The organism is Paenibacillus sp. B46(2026) (assembly GCF_056786355.1).
This window is the reverse complement of record NZ_CM165907.1, coordinates 2,699,193-2,724,000: the sequence shown is the minus strand read 5'-3', so window position 1 is coordinate 2,724,000 and position 24,808 is coordinate 2,699,193. Positions and strand designations below refer to the sequence as shown.

At 47.4% G+C, this 24,808-nt stretch carries 23 protein-coding genes; 2 read left to right on the top strand and 21 right to left on the bottom strand.

Features of this window, described 5'->3' with window-relative positions; all coding sequences use genetic code 11:
- Positions 1 to 78: 78 nt before the first annotated feature.
- The 13 genes from AC1S8V_RS12570 to AC1S8V_RS12510 all read right to left on the bottom strand — a co-directional run bounded on the left by AC1S8V_RS12570 (position 79) and on the right by AC1S8V_RS12510 (position 12,383).
- A complete protein-coding gene (locus tag AC1S8V_RS12570) occupies positions 79 to 2,454 on the bottom strand; it encodes a putative PEP-binding protein (protein ID WP_482073858.1) in 2,376 nt (791 codons plus the stop codon).
- A gap of 642 nt (positions 2,455 to 3,096) precedes the next feature.
- The gene (locus AC1S8V_RS12565; RefSeq protein ID WP_482073857.1) at positions 3,097 to 3,414 is read right to left on the bottom strand and encodes a hypothetical protein; all 318 of its coding nucleotides are present in this window, start codon (positions 3,412 to 3,414) and stop codon (positions 3,097 to 3,099) included.
- Between the two features lie 69 nt (positions 3,415 to 3,483).
- Positions 3,484 to 4,458, bottom strand: coding sequence for an ABC transporter substrate-binding protein (locus tag AC1S8V_RS12560; protein ID WP_482073856.1), 975 nt, complete (start codon positions 4,456 to 4,458; stop codon positions 3,484 to 3,486).
- On the bottom strand, positions 4,436 to 4,996 hold the full coding sequence (locus AC1S8V_RS12555) for a hypothetical protein (protein ID WP_482073855.1): 561 nt from the start codon (positions 4,994 to 4,996) through the stop codon (positions 4,436 to 4,438). The genes AC1S8V_RS12560 and AC1S8V_RS12555 overlap by 23 nt, the downstream gene beginning before the upstream one ends.
- A 209-nt stretch (positions 4,997 to 5,205) precedes the next feature.
- Positions 5,206 to 6,204: an ABC transporter substrate-binding protein gene (locus AC1S8V_RS12550; protein WP_482073854.1), complete on the bottom strand. Its 999-nt coding sequence runs from the start codon at positions 6,202 to 6,204 to the stop codon at positions 5,206 to 5,208.
- A gap of 178 nt (positions 6,205 to 6,382) precedes the next feature.
- A complete protein-coding gene (locus tag AC1S8V_RS12545) occupies positions 6,383 to 6,682 on the bottom strand; it encodes a hypothetical protein (protein ID WP_482073853.1) in 300 nt (99 codons plus the stop codon).
- A 22-nt stretch (positions 6,683 to 6,704) separates the two neighbouring features.
- On the bottom strand, positions 6,705 to 7,148 hold the full coding sequence (locus AC1S8V_RS12540) for a 3'-5' exonuclease (RefSeq protein ID WP_482073852.1): 444 nt from the start codon (positions 7,146 to 7,148) through the stop codon (positions 6,705 to 6,707).
- A 132-nt stretch (positions 7,149 to 7,280) separates the two neighbouring features.
- Positions 7,281 to 7,856, bottom strand: coding sequence for a histidine phosphatase family protein (locus AC1S8V_RS12535; protein WP_482073851.1), 576 nt, complete (start codon positions 7,854 to 7,856; stop codon positions 7,281 to 7,283).
- Entirely contained in the window at positions 7,853 to 10,048 is a 2,196-nt protein-coding gene (locus AC1S8V_RS12530; RefSeq protein ID WP_482073850.1) for a class I SAM-dependent methyltransferase, read from the bottom strand. Before AC1S8V_RS12530 ends, AC1S8V_RS12535 begins: the two co-directional genes overlap by 4 nt.
- 148 nt (positions 10,049 to 10,196) lie before the next feature.
- Entirely contained in the window at positions 10,197 to 10,259 is a 63-nt protein-coding gene (locus AC1S8V_RS12525; RefSeq protein ID WP_482074467.1) for a hypothetical protein, read from the bottom strand.
- 179 nt (positions 10,260 to 10,438) lie between these two features.
- Positions 10,439 to 11,029 carry a GNAT family N-acetyltransferase gene (locus AC1S8V_RS12520; protein ID WP_482073849.1) on the bottom strand — a complete coding sequence of 197 codons (591 nt, stop codon included), beginning with the start codon at positions 11,027 to 11,029 and terminating at the stop codon, positions 10,439 to 10,441.
- 8 nt (positions 11,030 to 11,037) lie between these two features.
- Positions 11,038 to 11,484, bottom strand: coding sequence for a RidA family protein (locus AC1S8V_RS12515; protein WP_482073848.1), 447 nt, complete (start codon positions 11,482 to 11,484; stop codon positions 11,038 to 11,040).
- A 14-nt stretch (positions 11,485 to 11,498) separates the two neighbouring features.
- Positions 11,499 to 12,383: a helix-turn-helix domain-containing protein gene (locus tag AC1S8V_RS12510; protein WP_482073847.1), complete on the bottom strand. Its 885-nt coding sequence runs from the start codon at positions 12,381 to 12,383 to the stop codon at positions 11,499 to 11,501.
- A gap of 127 nt (positions 12,384 to 12,510) precedes the next feature.
- Between AC1S8V_RS12510 and AC1S8V_RS12505 the strand changes: the two genes are divergently transcribed.
- Positions 12,511 to 13,800: a Gfo/Idh/MocA family oxidoreductase gene (locus AC1S8V_RS12505; RefSeq protein WP_482073846.1), complete on the top strand. Its 1,290-nt coding sequence runs from the start codon at positions 12,511 to 12,513 to the stop codon at positions 13,798 to 13,800.
- 171 nt (positions 13,801 to 13,971) lie between these two features.
- Here the strand turns inward: AC1S8V_RS12505 and AC1S8V_RS12500 are convergent, their stop codons facing one another.
- Positions 13,972 to 14,316 (bottom strand): hypothetical protein, encoded by a 345-nt coding sequence (locus AC1S8V_RS12500; RefSeq protein WP_482073845.1) that lies wholly within the window; start codon positions 14,314 to 14,316, stop codon positions 13,972 to 13,974.
- A 124-nt stretch (positions 14,317 to 14,440) separates the two neighbouring features.
- Here AC1S8V_RS12500 and AC1S8V_RS12495 point away from each other — a divergent pair, with 124 nt between their 5' ends.
- Positions 14,441 to 14,860: a hypothetical protein gene (locus AC1S8V_RS12495; protein WP_482073844.1), complete on the top strand. Its 420-nt coding sequence runs from the start codon at positions 14,441 to 14,443 to the stop codon at positions 14,858 to 14,860.
- Between the two features lie 199 nt (positions 14,861 to 15,059).
- Here AC1S8V_RS12495 and AC1S8V_RS12490 read toward each other — a convergent pair whose 3' ends face one another.
- From AC1S8V_RS12490 to AC1S8V_RS12460, 7 genes are all read right to left on the bottom strand, one after another.
- Positions 15,060 to 18,233: a bifunctional cytochrome P450/NADPH--P450 reductase gene (locus tag AC1S8V_RS12490; protein WP_482073843.1), complete on the bottom strand. Its 3,174-nt coding sequence runs from the start codon at positions 18,231 to 18,233 to the stop codon at positions 15,060 to 15,062.
- Positions 18,234 to 18,542: 309 nt separating this feature from the next.
- A complete protein-coding gene (locus AC1S8V_RS12485; protein ID WP_482073842.1) occupies positions 18,543 to 19,097 on the bottom strand; it encodes a glutathione peroxidase in 555 nt (184 codons plus the stop codon).
- Between the two features lie 215 nt (positions 19,098 to 19,312).
- Positions 19,313 to 20,038: a LutC/YkgG family protein gene (locus AC1S8V_RS12480; RefSeq protein ID WP_482073841.1), complete on the bottom strand. Its 726-nt coding sequence runs from the start codon at positions 20,036 to 20,038 to the stop codon at positions 19,313 to 19,315.
- Positions 20,028 to 21,545 (bottom strand): LutB/LldF family L-lactate oxidation iron-sulfur protein, encoded by a 1,518-nt coding sequence (locus tag AC1S8V_RS12475; protein WP_482073840.1) that lies wholly within the window; start codon positions 21,543 to 21,545, stop codon positions 20,028 to 20,030. The genes AC1S8V_RS12480 and AC1S8V_RS12475 overlap by 11 nt, the downstream gene beginning before the upstream one ends.
- A complete protein-coding gene (locus AC1S8V_RS12470) occupies positions 21,542 to 22,270 on the bottom strand; it encodes a (Fe-S)-binding protein (RefSeq protein WP_017688927.1) in 729 nt (242 codons plus the stop codon). Before AC1S8V_RS12470 ends, AC1S8V_RS12475 begins: the two co-directional genes overlap by 4 nt.
- A 232-nt stretch (positions 22,271 to 22,502) precedes the next feature.
- A complete protein-coding gene (locus AC1S8V_RS12465; protein WP_482073839.1) occupies positions 22,503 to 23,264 on the bottom strand; it encodes a DeoR/GlpR family DNA-binding transcription regulator in 762 nt (253 codons plus the stop codon).
- Position 23,265: 1 nt separating this feature from the next.
- Positions 23,266 to 24,759: a rhamnulokinase gene (locus tag AC1S8V_RS12460; protein WP_482073838.1), complete on the bottom strand. Its 1,494-nt coding sequence runs from the start codon at positions 24,757 to 24,759 to the stop codon at positions 23,266 to 23,268.
- Positions 24,760 to 24,808: the final 49 nt, after the last annotated feature.

The following is a 24,808-nucleotide window of genomic DNA, read 5'->3' as shown; positions in this document are numbered from 1 at the left end:
TTTTACAAAACGCATATTTCAGTATAACAGTTTTCGGGTTGGTATTCCATGGAGGTTTCGTAAAGGGCAGGCAGAACGTCAAGCTGTCGTTGATATATCCTCGTTCCTCATATTTGCAACCTCTCTCTGTCCCATGATGGCTGCTTGTGCAGCTGCAATTCGTGCATAAGGGATCTGTTCAGGCAAACAACTTATATAATCCAGACCAATGCGGTGGCAGAACGTAATCGACTCCAGATCAACCACATTCTCTCCACAGATCCCTGTCTTCAGATGAGGTTTTCGAATTCGACCTTGGACTACCGCCATCTCAATCAGTTGTCCGACTCCTTCAATGTCCAGCACATGAAATGGGTTATTCGTTACCGTACGAGAGTCCGTATCACGTTCAAGGAGAATGATCCGCTTCTCAGCTTCATGGCGACTATATCCAAATGTCATCTCTGTCAGCTCATCCGTGCCAAACGAGAAAAAGTCAGCCTGGCGAGCAATGTGAGTCGCCATCAGCGCCGCTCTTGGAGCTTCGATCATCGCCCCCACTCTATACAGACAATGCCGCTTCTCCTCACCAAGCACTTGGTCAGCCACATGATCCACCAGATCTCTCATCACCTGAAGTTCATGCACATGACCGATCTGCGGGATCATAATCTCGGGACGTACCCACCAGCCTTGCCGGATGCCTTTCACCGCTGCGCGGAATATTGCTTCAAGCTGCATATCAACGACTTCCGGGAACACCGTACTCAGACGACAAGTCTGTTGCCCCAGTGTCGGATTGTGTTCGTGCAATTCACTGACTCTACGAATTACACGCTCCAGTTCCTCCAGTTCATTCTGATGGTCTTCTTCCTGCCGCTCCTCTGCTTGTAACCACTCGCGCCGTTTCTCCAACACTCCCAGATCCGGTAGCAGTGCATGTAGCGGCGAGTCAAGCAAACGTATAGTTACCGGGTATCCATCCATCGCTTCGAATATCTGTTCAAAGTCAGACTGCTGCATCGGTAACAGACGCTCCAACCCCCGCCTGCGTTCAGATTCACTGTCAGCCAGAATCATTTTTTGTACAAAAGGAAGCCTTGAAGTAGACATCAGCATATGTTCCGTCCTGCACAGACCTATTCCCTCAGCCCCCAGTAGCCGTGCTGTCATGGCATCCTGTGGTCGATCAGCATTGGCAAGTACCGTCAGCTCTTTCACTTCATCAGCCCATCCGAGTAGTAGTTGCAGATCTGCTGATGAAAATGAACCTGAGTAATTCTTAGAGGCTGGACACTCATCATTATTTACTTGTTGTATCTGAGTGGGAAGATTTCCATTGCTAGTTTCTCTGCTAGAACTAGGATCTGTGTAATGCTTCAACACTTGCGTAATATGCACAGGTTGGATGCGAAGGAGTGCATCCTCCTTGGTGATTAGTCCTTCATGCACAAAATCCACAGTACTCTTCAGTGTAGCGGTTGAGGATAAACGGGCGGACTGGGTCTGCACAACATACAACTCACCAGAATTAATTACAAAGGTGATTTCCTGCACTTCTCCCTTACGTGTCTCCAACTGGCTACCTATCTCCAGTAAATGTGCATACAGCTCAGGTTCATCATTCCGTAAACGCTCCAGACCATGATCTATTTGGCGGGCGTTTCCGGATGGGACATAATGTCCAGTAATCTCTCTTTCACCTGTAACCGGGTTGCGCGTATATATTGTTCCAGCACCGCTTGGTATTTCACATGTTCCATGCATCATCGTTTGTATAAGAACAGGAGCACCTTGCTCCGATGAAATGTAATATGGTCCACGCATGATCTCATCCTGAGCTCTGGATGCTTTAACACGCCGTGAATGATATACCGCACGTAATGCTTCTTTGAATTGAAGTTGAACGTCTTGAGGGAAAGGATTATGCCCCTTCGCTTCTATTAAATATTTAAATTCCGTAATGGTTAATTCAAGTTCCGATTCATCCAGACCCTTGGCGTGACTCGATATTTCTGTGAAAAATTCAGACGGAATTCCATATACCAACTGTCCATATTCCTGTAAGTAATCTAGGTAACATTGGAGTGCATACAACCGATCACCGGTTTGACGTGCGAATCCTTCCACAGTAACATCATTCAGACCAACATTTAGCAGTAGTTGTGTTGAAGTGCCTAATGATCGATCCTGGTCCGTACGTACCGCGAGCAGTAGTGGATTCTCCGAATGTCCAAAGAACCTCCCGGTTTGCTGTTCCAGATGTCGGATCGCGTTAACCATCTCTTCCTCTCCTACACTGGAAAGATGTCCAAGACGGGTACAGAACTCGCGACAGCATTCCGTTGTGACCACAAATCCGGCCGGGACAGACCACCCTGCATCGATTAACTCTGCAAGATCAGCCCCTGTACTGCCAATCAGCCCCTTCATCTCTGCCGTACCTTCTTCCAACAGAATTACCCGTTTTGTCATTACAGCTCTCCCATCCGCCATCATGGCTATGCTTGAAGACCTCCATCCCTGCGTTACAGATCAGCCTTCTTTCTAATGGTATGTCGCAATCGTTCAGTCAAGGACATCCGCTTCCGCAATTTGTGCTCGTTATCCTGTTTTTTTGTAAACGCTAAACTAAAATAAGATGAATCAAGCCTCTCGAGCAGTATCAGTGACTCATTCATCGTAGTGATCAGGATCGTTCAACACACGAAGCCGCAATGATATTTGTAGTTTGTCGCTCATGTGATCCTCCATGGTTTTAATTTTTGGAGACGAAAAAAACCGCCATATTAATGACGGTCAGGCTTCAAGATGATTATTGAAATAGATACTTGATAAATAAAACTGCACAAAGAACACCTATTATCAAAAATATAATTACTGAGTTTCGGTATTTCTCCCACATCCGAATCGCATTAGCAACATTAAGAATGCCTAATGCAAAAGCAAAGAGGACGCCACTTATAAAAAGTTCCTTCTAAAGGGTATGAACATAAACTTGCTGATCTATAAAATTCAGCTAAATTCTTGGATTTTTATTTTTTTATTGGATATTGAAAAAGCCCAAGAAGAATAAAGCTCTCCTTGCGCTCCCATATTGTAAATCTAATGAATTTGCTATTTCCATTCACCTTTTTTGATGTAAGTTTCATCATTAGCAACAATTGCATTCGTTTTATTCGTTATCTTTTGTAAGTCATCGACTACAACTTCTGCTTCACCGTAATCTATTAAATTAGAATCCACTTTCTCAAAAACTCCATAATCCTTCACATAAATTACATCTGGATGGAGAGAATCATATCGTAAGCTTTCAGGAAGATCTTCCCCCGAAATTTCATGAGATTCGGCAACCGTAGACGTCGATATTTCTGTAGCAGGAATCACCCCAATAACAGCTACTACTAAAAGTGAGACCCAGAATTTTTTCCGCATAGGATATCTATTCTCCAATTCATTTTTCCTATTATTATACATTAAAATAGATTGTTATAATATTTTGCATCAAGCCATAAACCGCAGAATATCCTCGATCTTTTTCCCATGAGAAATCACACCGTAATTCATCCAGGTCATAAAATCCACTTCATACACATTACCGCTTCTCACCGCAGGCAGGCGTCTCCATTCGTCCCTGTTTAGGAGTTCGCGCTCATCTCCATGTTTCGCAGAATCCCACATGTCAAATGTAATCAACAAGTGATCCGCTTCAAGCTGACTTAACTGCTCCAATCCAATGCTGATCCTCCGCTGTTGTCTTGTCCATTGCTGCACATGGAAATGCGGAGTCAATCCAAGATCCTGATAAATTACAGGTCCAACGTAACCATACTGATCCCCATAGAGTACAATGTCCGACGCGGAAATACGCAAAAAAGCTACAGTCTGTCCACGCATATGACGTGTCAATCGTCCCTTGGCTCCCCTTACCTTCTCCTCGTAAGCTTCTATTACATCCTGAACCCGACTCACCTTCCCCAAAACATCCGCTGTGGACTTCAAAATGGAGCGCCAATCCTCTCCCAGATGATCCATGTAAAATGTTGGTGCTACCTGCTCGAAGCGCTCCAGATTCCATTTGTCATATCCCTTATCCAGCATGATAAATTCAGGTACATTCGCCACATTAAACTCGGCATCGTGCTCGCTCACATCAAATTCGGCTACATCATCCAAGCCCAAATAATGCTGTCTACCCCAGGAACGATGGGAGCATTGCAATACAGGCTTGACCCCAAGTGCCAACACAAAGTCTTCCAGAAACGGAGCAAACACACGCACATCCTGACGATGGTGGCGGCGATACACTCCCGGCGAGATGCCAGCATATTGCTTGAAGCGGCGTCCAAAATAATACTCGTTGCTGAACCCCACATTCTGTGCAATATCGTGCATGCGGTCATCTGTCAGCTGCAATAATTGCTTCGAGCGCTCCAGGCGAACAGCATTCACATAATCAAGCGGAAGCTGGCCTGTCATTCCTTTGAATTGGCGGGTAATTAGCTCTTGTAAGACCGATATCGGCCGCCAAATCATCAACGGTTATCGCCTGATCGTAGTGCTCGCGAATATATCGAATGGAACGTTGAATCCGGGCACGGTCATCTCTATCTTCAACCCCGGGATCATTTTGCTGAAGTAAGATACGAAACCAGTCTTGAAATCGCAGCTGGACGTCCCATTCCTCAAGCCAAGTACGAGTTTTCTGTTGACGCAATAACTGATCCACGATTTCCAAGCAAGAACTCCATGGGGTGTAATTCAGTTCGATCAAGGAGAATGATTCCAAAGATTCAGTTTCTTTTGTATTCACAGAGCTTTCTTCTCCCTTAGCAACAGCTAGATCAAGTTTATAAAGTTGCAGTTTATCCTTGGTCTCGATAGAACTTGCAACTACAATAGATGCTGCAGCGGGAACAAATATAATCTTGCCTTTTTCCAGATGGGTTGCACGGTTCGACCAGTCCAGTGTCCCTTTTCCACACGTCACAATGATCAGGGAATGAGATGTTGACATCCTATCTGACAAAAGATTGGAAGAGTCCTTGTTGTGATCTACGTATGTTATACCTTGAAGCGAGCATAGCCAGGGCTTGGGAATCCATTGTACTATTGCAGGATACATATTCATCTTCCTTAACTGAGAATTATTATCATTTAGAACAGTGTAAACGAAAAAAGAAAGCTCTTCAACTCTGGCTGAAGAGCTTTCTTATGTGATTCTGCTTATGGAGTCATTTTTTCCAAGAGATCATCGATTTTCATCGAATTTGCAATAACGGCTCCGGACTGCCAGTGCGACCTTTCCATCATGTAGACGTGTTTGTTCTTCACGGCCGGAAGGGACTGCCACAACTTGCCGTCCAACACTTGGATCGCCTCCTGATTTTCCTCGGAGGACCATGTCCCATTGGAAGGAAACACGATAATGTGATCTGCATCCAGATCCGGGATGGCCTCCTCTGACAGCAACTGATGATATTCCTCCATATTGCCGACCAGTGGGTGAGGGGTTAATCCGAGCTCGGAATAGATAAAACCTGTGTATCGATTCTTTGCGCCAAACAGCGCCAGCGTTTTTCCATCGATATTCAGTCTAACGACAGCAACCGTCTCATCACCGACTGCATCTTGCAGCTCAGATTTCGCGTCCGTAATTTTCTGCTTGAATTCGCTAACGTATTCGGAAGCTTTCTCCGGTTTACCCACTACATCCGCGATGGTGTTCAAAATCTGAACGGAATCCTGCAGAATGCTCTCAGGCAAGCGATACGTTGGCGCCACTTTGGAATACATCTCATATTTTGCCGCATCCACCGCACCATCCACAATGATCAGATCCGGGTCATATTGCAACAATGACTCAATGCTGCCCGTCATATCGAATCTTGAAACATCCAGATTCAGATAATCCTGCACGCCCCACAATGGATGATACCACTGCACGACAGGTGTAATATCGAGCGCCTTCAGATAATCTTCCACATATATTCCAGCAATTCGCTGTGGTTGAACCGGAATCGTCATTTCTCCAAATTCATCCTGCACAACCCGTGTCGCAGGCTCTGTCTCGGTTCCAGAAGTATTTTTTCCAGAAGCTGCACTTTCAGTTGCAGGAGTCTGTTCCGCTTTCGTTGTAGGATTCGTACTACATCCCGATATAACCAGACCCATGAGCAGTAATGTAATCGCCCACCCTTTGAAACCTTTAACTAAACCTACCATGATACCGTTCACCCCTATGTGATCTGTTGATGTAAGCGTGAGAACGTTCTACATATAATGATTATCATTCTCATCGTTGCATAGGTGAATTGTACCTTAAGCTCAGCCGACCCACAATGTACATTTAATGCTATTTTTTTATACAAACGAAAACAACCATGTTGGTCCCTCCCCCCGCTTAACGCAGGGGCAACCTACCTTGTCGATAACTTTCCAACAGTTCATTCACAAATAAATCTTGCACCGCACCCTGTAACAATGCAGCGCCAATTAAACCAATATCATCGCTCACATACCCTGCCAACTCAGGTTCGCTTGTACATGCTAAGGTTTGTTTGAACGCCTGTTCCCTGCATGCGCGCAGCACCTCTTCTTCATCCAAATATACTTCCACATCCACTCCTTCGAATGTCTGCTGGATCAGCATTCGTCCCTCGTTCAGATCCGTCAGTAGCTTCTCCACATCCATTTTGCCCATTGATCTCTCCTCCGGTTCCTCATCATGTCAAATACATCTCAGGTATAACAAAACGCTTCATCATCCGCTTGGGATCGGCTGTAAAATGATTCAATTGAAGTTCCTCATATTCGCTAAGGATACATTCAAAGATACGAGCGATCACACCACAATCTGCCAAAGCATTGTGCCTGTGGATTCCATCTGTATTCAGATCGTAATACCGAATCAGAAAATCCGTAGAGACGACCTCGGTAATCTCAGGATGAATATAAGTGAACATCGCTTTTGTATCCAACACCGGGTTGGTCAACATCGGAAGACCATACTGACCACAATGCCGCTTCAAGATGGGCAGGTCATACTCATATCCTGCTTGTGTCACAAGAACGTTGTCCCCAATGAATTCCTGAAAAGCCTGAAATGCTTCAACGAACGATGGAGCCTGTAACATGTCCTCATTTGAAATGCCTGTTAATTTCGCCACAGCCTATCCTGTAATGAAGATACGCTTAGATTTTCAATAAAGTATGTATCAGGCAACAGCGTAATTTTCATCCGTCCAACTCACTCCTCTCCACTATCATTCTGGTTAATACATTTCTCATATATAACTCTGTCACTCCCATAATCGGGTGACCTGGACCAACTTGCGCGTTCCATCAAACTCCAACTTATAGATATCCGGCATCGTAGTCTTCTCCCAGAAATCATAACCGTAGGAAGAGTCATAGTGTTGAAAAATAAGCGTCATTACATCTCCATGTGTTCCGATGACTACCTTCTGACCCGCATGTTTACTCAGAATCTGCTCGATCACCGCTACTGCCCTTAAGCGAGCCTGTTCACCAGACTCTCCTCCAGGGTACGCATACGTGGGATCTCGGTACAACCGCTGCTTGGCTTCACGAAAATGATCATGCCTCACATCCGAACTAGACAACTGGCGTTCCCGCAGATCTTCCTCTGTCACCACAATTCCACCTGACCGATCTGCCAGAATCTGAATCGTATCTACCGCTCGCCTGTAAGGGCTAGAATAGAACAGTTGAATCTGCTCCCCATGGAGCAGACTGGCAACCGTTCCCGCATCTTGATGTCCTTGCTCTGTCAGCCCACGCTCGCGTTCCTGTCCTTCAACATACCGTGACTCCGCATGTCTAACAAAATACAAAACCGTGCTGGCTTCGCTCATGATCCGTCCGCCACCCCTTTCTTCTTCTCAATGACAATCAGGCAGGTGCTGTCTGGCAAAGGCGCAGGCTCGCCATCTTCATTCATGAAGATCATTCGTTCTCCGAGTGCTTCCGTGTACCCCTCCTGAAGGAAATGTCGGAACGTAATGATTTCGGCTTGTTCGCCCAGCGCTTCTCGAATGCAACTCTCATAGGCCGTCGGTGTAAATATACCGAACTGTTCCTGAATCTCATGCACATATACCTCTTCGCCCCACGTATAGGTGTAGAGAAATTCCATCGCATCGTTGATCGGCATCACGACTTCGTTGTCTGAGATACGCTCGTATTCAATCGCACGCCCCTGAAAATCCTCTGTGTACCGCTCCAGCCAGCGCATCCCCTCCGGTTCCAGGAAACGAATCCGGCGTTTCTGTGCTTCCGGTTCACTCATGATGCCATCCCGAATCAGAATTCTTCCTCCAGGTGACAGCACACGGAATGAACTTCTCAGCGCTGCTACAACCGTATCGGAATTAAATCTTCGACCGTCCAGTTCAATATAGGAATACAATTCATGCAAAATGGATGAAAAAATAACCGTATCCACTGTGCCTGGTTGCACATATTGCTCCAGTTGCAGGGCATCGCCCTTCATGACTTGCCAACGATGTCCCTCACGCTGTTTTTTGCGTTCCAGCGCTTCGATGACATTGGCTGAGATATCGATACCAATCGGCTCCACTTCCGGTTTTTCCTGCTCAATCAGATCCAGTAGAATCCCTCCACCTGGACCGATATCCAGTACCCGTTTACCAACGATATAGTCGAGCAGTACTTTTTTATAATCACCGGAGCTGTTCATATCGGACAAATACGTCTCTTCGTTGTGGAAACGGTCATAGGCATCCCGGCGCAATCCGAACAGGTCAAATAACAGCAGTACAGCCTTCTCGTATAACGGTGACTTTTCTGCTTCAATACAGAATGCAATCAGCTTCTCAGCCGCTGGAGAAAATTCAAAGGTCACAAACAGTGTATCCGGCAGATCCGCATGACGTTCAATGCGATGTGTTAGATGGGGATAGCCGATCTGCTCCCCTGACACAATCTGTTCCCACGCATACTGTTCCAAATATTTTTCAATCATTCGTTTCTTGTAAATATTCAGCTTCTTGACGCCCTTGTAGTCGTAATACATTGTATTCATCAATGGTTCGAAGCTGATATGACGAACGATTTCAGATCGACTCTCCATGGATGTGGAATTCATACTTTCGCTGCGAAGCGTCAAAAGGAACACTTTCACCATCTCCTGCAACGAAAAATCCTGCATGGCCGACTCCACATACCACAGCGTACGATGAGCCAGTGGAGCCAGAATTGGTTCCACATCCAGTTCCGTTTGAAGTTTGGAATAAGCCTCGTCCATGGCTTCTCCTTGCCGAATAGATGAACTTCTCAAACGGGATAACCGTTCTTTCACGCTCCAGTCTTCATGATCCGGTCCGGCGATAATCCAGCCTACAATTCGCTCCACCTCAGCCTGAACTTGTTTCCATAGTGCTGGATCCACGCCTGCAATAATGCACTCATTTAATGCCATCAGTAAGAAGTGCAATTCTTCTGTAGACAGCCATCCTTTAACGATTATGGAGTGAAGAGGAGTATTCTCGGCAAATGGAATCTCTCCGCGTATGTACTGTCCAATTAGTCCATGCGTAGCAATTAGAGTATGAATAACCTCATGTCTCGGTGTTGATGAAATTGGTGTAGTGTGTTCGCTTATAGAACCGGGTTGACTAATTCTCGTCTCCTTGGTCTTACCGATGTCATTATCCAGGTGCTCTGCTCCTGCGTATAGATCATACAACTGAGCAGACCCCACATTGTGCACAAACAGGTTAACGCCCTGCTTTTGCCATGCCCGCCGCTGCTCTCGTGATCCGGCCTTCGCCGTCTCTGACCACATTAATACTTCCTCCAGAATTTCTCGTACCCAAAAAGAAACCTGAAGCTTATCCAGCACTTGAAGTGTACGCTCAGTGTAATCCAGCACCGGATTCGTGCCCTCAAGTTCGGCGATGGAATGAATGCGTTCGAGGTTAATATGGGGCTTCTCCGCTGCTGCCAGCAGTTGCAGCCAATGCTGCTGGGCTTCCGGCGTATTGCCTGATTTGTATGATTGTATGGCCTTTAATGAATGCAGCATGCATTTGTCCCCTCTCTTTCTCTACCCTTTTATATAAAATGATTAGATTCATTTATAGAAGTTAAACTATTGTATAGCTGGCTCTGTATCTTGCGGCAAAGTGCCGCTCATTAGTATTACCCAGCTTCGAGCCACATCACCCGCAGGATCACCCCGACATGCCAGTCATCCAATCGATGACCCAGTATGGATCGCCAGCCTCACTGAGCATAACATTATCAGGGTGAAAATCGCCATGACAGATCTGCTGTTATTCAGGCAATGTTGTATTCATTCTGGACAGCTTCGAGTGGAAAATCCATTCAATATAACTTCATAATGTGCTCGTTCGAATACCCATAGATTTCCGCAGTTCTTCCTTGACCGATTCGTTCCATACCTACACTCCATTTACTCAAACTCTCTTCCCCTGACTTTAGAGAAAACCATACAATCGACCAGCGTACCTGTGCTGTCACGCCGCATCTTGCGCAGTATACCTTCCAGCGTATATCCCGCTCGTTCAGCTACGTTCGCACTCCTCACGTTTCGGGCATCACAGCGGATCTCCAGCCGATTGGCCTCCAGATGAGTAATGGCGAATTGCTCTATGCCTTTCACCGCCTCCGTGACCAATCCCTCGCCAGCTCGCGATGTGCGAATCCAGTAGCCGATCTCGAAAGAGCGCGCATTCCAGTCGATACGATGTAACCCGCTGCTGCCCACCAATTCATCCGTATGTCTGTCACGCAAATGAAGCATCATGTCGGTACGCTCCAGGTATTGTAGCCTTGCTTTGCGAACATTCACTTCAGACTCTTCCAATGAAGGGATTTTCTCGGCAAAAGGTAACCACAACCGCAGCTGCTCCGCACTCTCACGGACGGCTTCATTAACGGCTGCGCCATCCCCCCATTGCGGCGCTCGAATCGTGAGGCGTTCCGTGTGGAAGCTCTCGGGAATCGTCAACATAATGGGATTAAATGAAGATGAGTCTGTCATGGTTGCACCTACTCCTCCACCTGAAATATGGAATCAATGATCAGCGGCAAATTATCCCTCACAGATACGGCACCGAATACCGAACGGGCGTGTACCCCCTGATCCCCGAATACCTCCATCATCAGATCCGAGAATCCATTCAGCACTTTATGATGCTCCTGATACGAAGCGGACGCATTGATGAAGCCCTGCACTTTAACTACTCTCTTCACCCGATCCAGTGAACCCAGCACGTCTCGAACGACAGCGAGTACCTCCAGTCCGGCATTCCGGGCAAAATCATATCCTTGCTCTGTTGTAAAATCTGCTCCAAGTTTGCCGCGTTCGGAGGTATCAGGTCCTTTCCCGGATACATACATAATCCCATTGACAATTACAGCATTGGCATATTTCGCTGCGGGGGCGCTCGCCTCCGGCAAAATGATCCCCAGTTCATTCAATCTCGCTTCAATCATCGTTTATTCTCCTCCTATTTTATCGTTCTCATTGAACCAGCTTCCCTGTACTCCTGCCTGTAGGCTCTCGGTGATGCCTGAACAGTGCGCTTGAACATCTTGCCAAAATGAGAGAAGTTACTGAATCCGGCAAGCCAGGCGATATTCGTAATGGACTCATTACTTTCCCGCAGCAAACGCTGTGCTTCCTTTACCCGTAACAGATTCAGATAGTCACTGAAGGTAAACCCCGTCGTTTGCTTGAATAAGCGACTCAGATAATGCGGACTAATGCGAAACGTGTCCGCCACCTCGGGTAATGTCAGTGGCTTCTGATAGTTTTCATTCAGGTAACGCACGACGGCCTGTGTCTTGGGATGAAGGACCGGCTCACGATCATCGGAGCATAACCGTCCCAGATGTTGATTACGATAGGCATGCAGCAACAATTCAATAGCCCGGTGACGCAGTAACAGATTGCTTCCAGGTTGGGGATGAAGCATTTCATCAACCATTTCGCTAACCATCCGTTCCAGAACCTCAGTGACTTGAGAAGGAAACCTTACAATTGGAATCTCCCAGCTGAAAGGTTCCTTCAAGCCTTCAACTAACTCCGTTGAAATAGCCATGGCTGCAAAAAGCTCAGGCTTCATATAGAGTACCATACGCTCATGGTCGGGCATGCCACTCTCCAATGTCTTGTGAACCGTATTCCGGTCTACAAACACCAGATCGCCAGCCTTTACCCGATAGGTTCGGTCCTTGATGAAATAAATACGCTCACCAGACAACAGGTAATATAACTCATAATGATCATGCAGGTGGTCATCCGTCATCGAGAAATACCCGATGCGACGATCATATTCAATGTGCAGTAGATCCGTGGGATCATGAAAATCCGCACGAAAAGGTTCAGTCATGTCTCCCTCTCTCCTTTCCATAAATTATAGCAAAATATGCGGCATTTGAAAGCGGTTACGCATAAAATGCGGCGAAAGAAGTACTCCCTTGTTATAGTCTAAAGCTATATTCAAGGAGGCGATAGACATGAGTAACAAGAAACGTTATGTATTAGTCGGAACCGGTGGCCGTGCTGAATTTTTTTACGGTGCTTTGACACGGGATTTTAGGGATACATCCGAGCTTGTCGGCTTTTGCGATATCAATCAAGTCCGTATGAATTACGCGAATCAGTTACTGAAGGAAAAGTACAACTATCCAGAGGTACCTACTTATCCTGCAGATCAATTTGATCAGATGATTGAGAACGAGAAGCCAGATTATGTCATCGTAACGAGTGTTGACCGTACCCATCACAAGTACATCATTCGTGCGATGGAACTTGGATGTGATGTTGTCACCGAGAAACCGATGACCATCGATGAGGAGAAATGTCAGGACATCCTGGATGCCGTGAAGCGGACCGGACAGAACGTAAGAGTTACCTTTAACTACCGTTATGCGCCGCACCATACCAAAATACGCGAGCTTATTCTGAATGATACCATTGGAAAGGTCACTTCCGTTCACTTCGAGTGGCTGCTGAATACCCGCCACGGCGCAGATTATTTCCGTCGCTGGCACCGGGATAAGCGCAATAGCGGCGGACTGCTCGTTCACAAATCCACGCATCACTTCGACTTGGTGAATTTCTGGATTGGTTCGCAACCGGATACCGTATTTGCATTTGGTGATCTGATGTATTACGGCAGAGAAAATGCAGAAGAACGCGGTGTAACGCAGTTCTACAACCGGGCAACCGGCAACCCGATCGCGAAGGATGACCCTTTTGCACTGCATTTGGATTCGGATGCTCATCTGAAGTCCATGTATCTGGATGCTGAATCCGAAGATGGTTATCAGCGGGATCAGAGCGTATTTGGGGATGGCATCAATATTGAGGACACGATGGGGGTTCTTGTGAAGTATCGGAATAAGGCCATTCTGACGTACTCCCTCGTTGCCTACCAGCCATGGGAAGGTTACCGCATTGCCATTAATGGCACCAAAGGCCGGATTGAGATGAATATCGTGGAGCAATCCTATGTCAATTCATTGGGTGACAAAAGTAAGGAAGGTGCATTGATCGGTAAAACATTGCGCGTTCTCCCGATGTTCGATGCGCCATATGAGGTTGAAGTGGAAGAGAAAGCAGGTGGACATGGCGGAGGTGACCCGGTTCTGCTGAATGATCTGTTTGGAGAGCCTGTAGAAGATCCGTTCCATCGTGCTGCTAACCACGTGGACGGTGCCAGATCCATTCTGACGGGTATTGCTGCCAATCGAGCCATCGCGACGGGCTTGCCTGTAAACGTCAATAATCTGGTTCGTTTCTAAGTCTCACACGTCGTTAACCATATATGCCAAAAAGCGCAAGTTGCGAAGGCTTACTGCCCTGCACTTGCGCTTTTACATCTCAATATATTCTGTTGCTGGTATAAGTAAGATCATGGCCAATTGGATTGGAGAAGAACCCTCTCTCTGGTTACAGAGGAGATGAGTTTCGCCTTACACCTTCCGGTTCCACGCCGGGTGACGATAAAATTCAATCGTATCAATATAATTTACCGTGAACTGCTGCTCCACATCCGACAAGTTCAACAGTTTGCGGTCGATTTGCTTCATCCCCATGACCACATCGTGCCTTAGCAGGTCCATCGCAATTTTGCCTACAAACCCGCCTTCCATCTCCTTGTGCTTGGTACGAAACTCTTCATTGTAGATCAGGTCAGGTGTGAATGCCGCTTCGACGAATGCATTAACGAGCGTAAGCTCATTGCCATCCATCTGTACTGCCAGATAATAATTGCCACGCTCATCCTGAATGAGGTCTTTATACATCTCTACGATCATTTGAATCACTCCTCTATTATAAAATGAAACCCCGTTAGCCGTAACGAACATGGGCTATCAAACGTACACCTTCCTACCCCGTTCCTTCATATACTAGGTACAAATGGCGAACGGAGGAATACTTATGAGCTGGCAGCATCTCCATACTGGAAAAACACTTCAGCTGCGCCTGGCAGAACTCCAGGGGCACCTTGCAGAACTGAATACTCCACTCTCCGGGTTGGAACCGGGACGTATTCGTGTCTATCCAAAGCAGTTTATCAAAGTAAACCGGCAGCTATTCATTCCACTCAGTCTGAATTCCATTCGGGTATTCGATATTCCTCGAACACGGCGAGGCGTCAGAGTGGGAATCCGCACGACTTTCCCTTCCAGGAATGCATTTAACAATATCAGACTTGTGGGCGTGGGACTGGATTATCTTGAACTCCAGGGAAAAGGCAGAGTCCCTTCCCGTATTTTATTTCCTCTCTCCAGCGTTGAGTCGATCTATCGGCCAACCGCCGGAAGAAAAAAACTGAAACGGCCGTGTACCCGGAAGTAAAGCTGGTTCTTTTCGCAAGCCATACAATGGTTCCCGAATGTCTGCATACGGGTGCTCCCTTCCAATATATAATTATAACCCATGCAACCACTCATCTGCTGAAGAATCATTTTATGTCAAAAAGCGGTGAGAACAGAACTGCTTCTGTATCTCACCGCTCAGCCAGTTACGGATCAAGCTGACCCTTCACATGTGTACATCAGATGCCTGTCCATACATCCTTGGCATAACGACCTTCCTGTTGGAGCTGCTCAAGCCAATCTTCTGCTTCCTTGGCAGACTTGCCATGAATATCAGTGTATGCATGCTGGAGTGTGGCTTCCACATCAGGTGCCATCTTGCTGCCATCACCGCAGATATACAGATGCGCACCCTCTTCAAGCAAAGGAATCAGATGACGGGCATCATCTCTCATCAGATGCTGTACATAACATTTCTCCTCCCCGTCTACACGGGAGAAGGCCGTATGAAGCTTCACAAGCCCTTCTTGCTGGGCTGCTTCCAGTTCATTTTTGTACAGATAATCATGTTCAGGATTCCGGCACCCAAAGTACAGATGGGCTTCACCAAGCTCTTGACCCTGCTGCTTCAATACATGTCTCGCCTGCAAGAAACCTCGGAATGGAGCCACACCTGTACCCGGACCTACCATGATGACGGGAACCTGTGCATCCTCCGGCAATTGGAACCCGGACTCTGGTGTCCGGGTGAACATGACAATCTCATCACCCGACTTCAGGTTGGCCAGATAGTTGGACGCAATACCTTTGTATTCTCCCTGTCCACTCCATGCCGGGGCACGCACAACACTGACCGTAATACTCGCTTGATCGGGCTGAACACGCGGTGAACTGGAGATCGAATAATATCTGGCTTTCAATGAAGGCAATAATTCAAGAAAGCGCTCGAACGGCAGTTCACATGCCTCATATTTCACCAGATAATCCAGCATGGAGATTCGTTTGTTCCGAACTTCATCCATATACATGGATTCATCAAGCAGCGCTTCAAGTTCCTTCTTATGCGGTGGACATACCGTGTATGCTGCCATTTCTCTAAGCTGCGCACGAGTTGCTGCTTCTTGAAGTTCAACGCTATGACTGAGCAGGTCATACAGGTTAACCGGTTGATGTAATGGCAGATGTGCGGCACTCCGACCGGATGCATCCAGAACCAGATGCTCCGTTCCGGTAAACCCGTATCGACGAAGTACACGTTCCACAAGTTCCGGTGGATTCTGTGGCAGAATGCCCAGATGATCGCCTTCCTTGTAGGTTATGCCTTCAGGCAGTTGGATCTCCAGGTGACGTGTGCTTCGTTCACTGCCCGCGTCGTGAAGCTCCCTGTTCTCAAGCACTTTCGCCACATGTGCATCATACGTATCTGCAAGTGGGGTCACAGCGAGTCCACTGACAAATTGTACAGATAATGAGCTGCGTTCGCTATTGGAGCTTGTGTTCAGTTTCAGCCCCATCGTTCGTGCGAGATCCGGCCATAATTGCTCCGTCCAATCCCCCACCTGTTTCTCAAAATCACCGCTTGCATCTGACTCACCCAGTGGCGATAACCGCTCTGCTCCTCTGGAAGACAATTGTTCATCTATTAAACGCGGAATACGCTGATAGGTGCTCGCCCAGTTATGGTCACCGCATCCCAGAACTGCGAAACGCACACCTTTGAATTCATTGGCGTCCGCATGTTCAATCCACTCGACGAACATCTTGGCATTACTTGGCGGCTGACCATTATAAGATGCACTGACAATAATAACGGCACCATCCTTCGGCAGTTTGCCAACGCGATCATCCAGCGCAGCAACCTCACTGCGGAAACCCTGATATCTGGCGGTATCGGCAATTTCACGCGCAATGCCTTCCGCAGTCCCCAGATTGGAACCGTACAGAACCAGCATCGGTGTGTGATGGGCATTTGCCGCATCCGGCTCTGTTCTTTTGGCAACTGGAGTCGGTTCTTCGACCGTTACACCCGGAACGGCCATGACCGGTTGACCCCCACGAGCACGTACGCGAATCGTGAAGTTATCCGGTTTGAGCGTCAGGGTTTCTTTGACCTTTAACTGATAATCAGCATGATCTATGAAGTCAAAATGCTTGAGCACCATGCCCAGCACCAGCGTTGCTTCCTGAAGTGCAAATTGCTGACCAATACATGCCCGTTGACCGTTACCGAAAGGCTTGTAGGCATCATGCGGCACTTTGCTCGGGTCTTCGAACCGTTCCGGTCGGAATGCTTCCACATCATCTCCCCACGCTGCACGGTCCCGATGAAGCTTGGGAATAAGTACACTGACGCTGTCGCCTTTTTGCAAAGGATATTGACCCGCAAGCACCGTATCTTCCTTGGCATACAGGGAAAAGGCCGGAGCTGTAGGCCATAACCGCAGTGCTTCGTTTAAAACCATGCGAACGTACTTCAGATTGCGAACCTGATTGTACGTTGGAACTGGATCTTTCAGAACCTGATCCACTTCAGCCTGGGCTTTAGCCAGTGTATCGGGATTCTTCATCAGATAATAGATGGCGAAGGATAACAGACCACTTGTGGTCTCATGTCCTGCAATCAGGAAGGTAATAATCTGATAGCGGATGTTCTCATCATCCAGTGTTTCTCCTGTCTCCGGGTCCTTGCCGCTGAGCATGTGGGACAACAGATCGTCTGCCCCTTCCTGCGGTTTCTCTTTGCGCTCGGCAATAATGTGATCCACCAAGGAGAACATGGAACGGATATCCTGTTCAAACTGTTTCTTTTTGGTGATCATCAGCTTGTCTTGCAGACGCAGTCGCTGCAATGAACTCATGGATTCATCCAACGCACGAACCATGCTCGTAATGAATGGATGTGGTTCTTCCCGATAGAAGCTGTTAAACCGATAGTTGAACCCACAGAGTCCAATCGTGTCGAGCGTAAGACGTGTCATATCATCCGGAACGTTAACTGTCTCATCCGGGTTCAGTCGCGACCATTTCTGGACCAGCTGCACAGCCAGATCAATCATTTTGTTGTGGTATCCTTGCATCGCACGTTGACTGAAACTTGGCAGCAGTACGTTATGGGCTTTTTTCCAATTCGGCTCATCGGTCCAACTCGTAAATAGTCCATCTCCTGCGAATGCACGGACCTTCGCAAGAGGTGCCCACACACGTTTGTCGAATTTGGATTCGTCCGTTACCTCAGCGACAAGTTCGTGACCTGAAATATACAATTCACTTCGCCCGGGGTACTCCATACGAAAGATCGGTCCATATTCTTCAGCAAGTTTCACCAGGGATTGTACCGGCTCTTCAAAGTTCAATTGCGGCAAATTACCCAGTGGGCCAAAGGTTTTCGGTTGAGGCACTGAAATTGGTGGCATGACGCTCACTCCTTCTTTCCAAGTTAAGAGTTCTACAACTAAAAATAATGACTTGATTACAGACGTGGTTACAGACGTAATTACACTTAGCTTTCAGACCGACAGATTTAAGTTATTTTTTTCACATTTTCATATTTCATCCAGATAACGATAAAACCACCGAAGAACTAACTGACCAAATTGGTATATTGGTCATTTTTGATTAAAAAAAATGGATGACTTCGTTATCTTCTTTTACCCTAACATTTCCAGTTCCAATCTTCAACAGTCCCAAAGTCATAGGACTTCAGGACAGTAATTGCAGCATACTTAGGAATTCTTCAACAGATTCTGAATAGCTGACTCCATCTCTAATGGGGCAACTGTCGTTTCATAACGGCCATGGACGTCTCCACTACGGTCAATCAGGAATTTGGTGAAATTCCATTTGATCCCGTCTCCTTGATACAATTCTGGATGCTTCTCCTTCACAAAAGTGTCCATCCACTGTCCTTCCTTCGTGTCCGGATCATAACCTTGAAATGGCGCTTCTTCAATCAGATAACGAAACAATGGATGCATCGACTGCCCAACGACCTCAACCTTCTCCAAGATCGGAAAGGATATCTGAAACTGATTCCTGCAATACTCGGCAATCTCAACGCTACTGCCAGGTTCTTTCTCGTTAAACTGGTTGCAAGGAAACGCCAGAACTTCGAGCCCCTGATCACTATATTTCTCATACATCTGCTGAAGTTCATTGAATTGGCGGGAGTAGCTACACCGGCTTGCTGTATTCACAATTAGCAGTACTTTCCCTTGTAAAGCAGAAAAATCACCCTCGTGTCCCTCCATAAACGGAACTTGGTAAGAAAATATACTCATCTGTAATCATCCTCCTCTTTCTCTTTTGTATCTCACATGAATTCTCTCTTGAGATGGATTATACACCCTCACTATTAATAGGTTAAATATATAATTAATATAATTTTAATAGTTTTTAACTATAGTAGACAAAACAAAAAACTGCCCTCAGCAGACGAATTCTGCATATAGGACAGTTATCAAAATCATGATGCGCCATCACGCTCAACACACCGTTAACCCATAATCAGACCATATACAATACCCGGTCCGTGTACCCCAATAGTTAAATCATTTTCAATATCGGAAGATCGGCTGGGCCCTGAAATAAAGTGGATGCCTGCCGGAAGATTCTCTCTTCCCGCTTCGTCAAATCGATTCAACGTCTCCCCCAGTCTGGTGTACAGTCGATCCACTGGAATAATGATGATGAGTACCGTAGGTAGCAGACTGACTGAACGCCCCTTTTCCGGTGAAGAAAGTACAGTGACCGAGCCTGTGTATGCTGTCGCATAATCCGCCATGACCACACCAATATCCGCCTCAGCTGCCCGGGCCTTCCAATTCTCATCCGCTTGACTATTCCAGACTGAGATTTTTACATCAGGTAACTGCTCTTCCAATCTGAGATCCTTTAGTGCCTGTTCATTTTGGCGAATGATATATTGGGCACTCAGCTCATGAGATTTGTTGGCAATAAATTGAGACACTTCTTCCATGTTCTGAACCCGGGCAATGTGGGCGCCTACACTCACAAAATTATCGGTAAATGCTTGAATACGCTTCTCTTCATCCCATTCCAGTTCAGTCCAAAAGTCGGGTGCTCCCCGAAAGGGTTGGGTCGGCGCATGTCGTTGCCTTGGTCTTCTCAATTTCGAAGCAATGTCATCCATGAACTGCTCCTGTTTCTCCATGGACTTCTTCTCCAATTGCGCAAGCCATTGCTGATGTTCAGTGACCATGCTTATCCTCCCCTTCCTCTCGTTCACGAATAATCTGCTCCATGCGGCTGCGAACGGAAGATTTCATGGCCGGTTGCTCCTGGTTCAGTTCCTGATCCAGCTTGTTCCATTGTTGCCGGAATGATTTCTTGGCGAGACTTGGCGCAACCCGATAATTGTTCCAGCCTTTAAGTGGACCCAGCTTGAGTGAAATGCCGTTGTTGCGTACAACTGCCTTCTGCCCGATCTGTCCAAGACGTATGGCTGCACTGAAGCGTTTGGAATTGGAAACAACGGCGGCAAATCCCTTCATGCCTATGCTCTCCATTTTGTTTCCATGACCGTCTTCCACTTTACGCCTACGTAGATAAACGAGCATATCATGCAGTGGAATTTTAACAGGACACGCTTCATAACAGGCTCCGCAAAGACTCGAAGCACCCGCAATATCATTCCATTCATCAATGTTGCCATTGAGTGCAGGTGTCAGTACCGCGCCAATCGGACCACTGTATGTCCCACCGTAGGCATGACCTCCAATATGGCGATATACCGGGCAAGCATTCAGACAGGCGCCGCAGCGAATGCAATTCAGCAATTCCTGAAATTCGGGATCACCAAGCTGTAAGGATCGACCGTTGTCCACGATAATAATGTGCATTTCCTCCGGCCCATCTCCATCCGCTGTGCGGCGAGGACCTGTGATACCTGACATATACATCGTTAATTTCTGACCTGTTGCGGAGCGCGGCAATAAGGTTGCCATAACCTCCAGATCCGTCCACGACGGGATGATTCGCTCCATGCCCATGAGAGTAATCTGCGTTTTCGGAACAGTGGATACCATCCGGGCATTGCCTTCATTTTCGAACAAAACCATGGAACCTGTCTCTGCAATCGCAAAATTGCAACCCGTCATGCCAATATCCGCTTCGAGGAACTTCTCGCGCAGCTTTTTGCGAACAAATCCGGCAAGTACCGTTGTATCTGGTTCCAGAATTTCGCCCGCTTCTTTGGATAACAACTCTGCGATCTGATAGCGATTCTTATGGATCGCTGGAATGACAATATGAGACGGGGCTTCGCCTGCCAACTGAATGATGTATTCACCCAGATCGGTCTCGATGGCTTCAATGCCTGCCGACTCCAGCACATGATTCAGATGTACTTCCTCCGATACCATCGATTTGGACTTTACCACCGTAGAAGCTTGCTTGTGCGCCGCAATATCCAGCGCAATCGCCGCTGCTTCAACCGATGTATCTGCAAAATGAATATGAACCCCATTCGCACGGGCGTTATTCACAAATTCATTCAGATAATAATCCAGATATGCAATGGTATGCAGACGAATCTGACGGCCACGCTCCCGCCATTCATCCCAGTTTCCATGTTCTTCTGAGGCAGACTTCTTCCCGTTGCGCAACCGTTCTGTCGTGAATTTGACCGCTTTACGCAGAAAATCATCATTCAAGGCCAGTCCGGCACGTTCTTTGACCGTAGTATCCATAACTCCCGGTTGGCTCATCCTGTTCGCACCCCCTCATACAGTAGTTCCGCCAGATGCATCACACGCACCGGTTCATTCCGATAACGCAGATTACCTGCGATATTCATCAGACAGGCCATGTCCAGCCCAACCAGTACTTCGGCTTGTGTCTCTTTGACATGATCGACCTTCTCCGTCACCATCGCTCCTGAAATATCGGACATTTTGATGGCAAACGTACCCCCGAACCCGCAGCAATCCTCAGCGAACGGAAGTGGAACCAATTCCAGTCCCTTTACTTGAGAGAGCAGCGCCATCGGTTCATCCTTCACACCAAGCAGACGGCTGCCATGGCAGGATGGATGATAGGTTACTTTGTGTGGAAAATGTGCGCCCAGATCGGTGATCCCAAGTACCTGAACGAGGAATTGAGTAAACTCATAAGCTTTGGCTTCCAATCGTTTTGCCTTCTCCAGCCATACCGGTTCATCTGCGAACAGTTCGGGATAATGATGAATCATATACGTACACGATCCTGAAGGACATACCACAAAATCACTGTCGTCGAACGCTTCCAGAATCGTCTTGGCCGCTACCCGAGTCTCATCCCAGTACCCGCTATTGTAGGAAGGCTGACCGCAGCAGGTCTGAACCGGCGGAAAATCCAGCCGAACGCCATGAGCGGCGAGCAATCTGACCATGGCCTCCCCCACTCGGGGATAGATGGCATCGCTGAGGCAGGTAATGAATAAGGAGACCTTCATAATTACACGCTCCTATTAACTGATTAGTAGATGAATTAACTAAGAATATTTACACTAAACACTCCGATGACAGAATAACCTTCCGATCGCTGTTATCCCCATATTTTTTAATTTACTTTTTAAAGGGTAAAATCCCGGGATAAAGGCGCACGCTTCGCTTCTTCAAGTTATTTCTGTCCTCTCCGTTTCGTGTAAATGTTTAGTTCAATTTATATAGATAAAATCTAAAAGATTAAACCGTGATGATACTAATATCGTATCCGCTCAAACGTTCTGTCTGTTCAGCCTCCAATGGCTGATCGGTAACGATCGTATGGACTGCATTTAACCCGGATACCCGGGCAAAAGCACGGACACCAAACTTACTGGCATCTGCAAGTAAGATGACTTGATCGGATATGCCAACCATCTTCTGCTTCAGCCTTGCCTGGAGTTCATTGGATTCACTGATTCCGCCACCTTCGAGATGTACACCTTTGCACGACATGAACATTTTATCCACGTGATACGTTTCCAGAGAACGCTCCGCCAGCGGCCCAACAAAAGACAACGAGCGAGATGCCAGCTGGCCCCCTGTTGAGATGACCTCAACCTTGTCACGGCTGCTGAGTTCAGTGGCAATTTGAATCGAGTTGGTTAAGACCGTCAGCGGAAAATCAGGCATGTTCGCTGCCATATAACCTGCCGTTGTGCTGGCATCCAACAGAATGCGATCACCCGGATTAATCATCGCCAGAGCCGCTTGTGCAATCCGCTTTTTCTCTTCCGCATGGGTTGTCTCCCTAATCCGGTAAGGAATCTCCGGTTGATCTTCCTTCACACTCACTGCACCACCGTGAGATCGGCGCAGTCGACCTGCCTGTTCCAGCCGATCAAGATCGCGCCGGATGGTTTCCTCCGTCACTCGGCAGCGCTCACTAAGCTCGGATACACGCATACTGCCCTTTACATTCACCATCTCCACAATCCGGTCATACCGCTCGGCTGCCAGCATGTTACACCTCACTCCCCGCTTGTGAATTAGATGAAGCCGTCACACGCAGAAATCTGCCGTAAGCATCTTCCCAGATTGACCTGTCCTGTGGCTCATACGCAGTTACCGGAAATGAATCATGAATGGCCTTACGGGCTTCCCAGATATCTTTAAAAGCTCCGCTCGCCATCCATTGCACAGCCATATTCCCGATGGCACTTCCCTCTGCCGGACCTGCCCATACCGGCTTGCCAATGGAATTTGCAGTCCACTGACATAACAGGCGGTTCTGGATGCCTCCACCGACCATATGCAATCCGTTGAACGTCTGTCCCGATAATTGTTCCGTCCATTCCAGGACTCTCCTATACTTCAATGTCAGACTCTCCAGAATTGCCCGGGCAATAGCTCCCTGATCCTCTGGTACCACTTGCCCTGTATCACGGCAATACTGACGTATACGCGTGGTCATATCCCCTGCTGGCATGAACAGTTCATCATCCGGGTCAAACAAACTGGCAAATGAAGGTGCCTGTTCCGCCTTCGCCAATAACGCATCATAGCTAATTCCCTGCCCTTGGCGCTCCCACTCACGCATACTTTCCTGCAAAATCCATAAGCCCATAATGTTCTTCAGCAGACGGAATGTTCCGCCCGCCCCGCCTTCATTCGTGAAGTTCAAGGCCAGACTCTCGGCACTAATTGCCGGATGATCTATCTCCGTTCCCATCAGAGACCAGGTTCCACAACTCAGATAAGCAAATGAACGTTCCGTTGCAGGAACAGCCACAACAGCTGAACCCGTATCATGCTCCGCAACCGCGATCACGGGTATCGAGGAAAGACCCAGATCATTGCAGATACTGCTGCGCAACTGTCCAACACGAGTGCCGGGCAGCACGGCTTCACCAAACAGTTTTTCCGAAATGCGAATATGCGCCAGCAACTCACTGTCCCACTGACCCGCCAATGGATTGTATAATTGTGTTGTCGTTGCATTGGTGAACTCATTCACCGCTTCCCCTGTCAGGAAATAACGTAGCAAATCCGGAATCATGAGAAAACGCTCTGCTTCATGAAGTAACGGGGAACCGCTGCGTTGAAGCGTCGCCAATTGGTACAGGGTATTAAAGCTAAGAAACTGAATCCCTGTACGTTCGAAGATTCGCTGAGAGCTCAGCTCTTGGCGTACCTGATCCATCATGCCGTTAAACTGTGTATCACGGTAATGATACGGGTTACCAAGCAACTCACCATTACTGCCAAGCAGACCAAAATCAACGCCCCAGGAATCGATCCCCAGGCTCTCTGGCTTTTCTCCCTGCTGTTTCACAAGGGTAAGCCCTTGCAACAATTCATGATGTAATCGCAGAATATCCCAGTGCATCCGCTCGCCAACCTTCACTGGTTCATTCTTGAACCGATGAATTTCGCTCGTTTCGATCCCTCGATCATTCAGATGTCCCAGTAGCGTTCTCCCGCTCCCAGCGCCCAAATCATAAGCCAGCACACTCACCGCGCTTCACCAACCTTTCGAACCAATCCTATTTTCCAAACGGTATCTC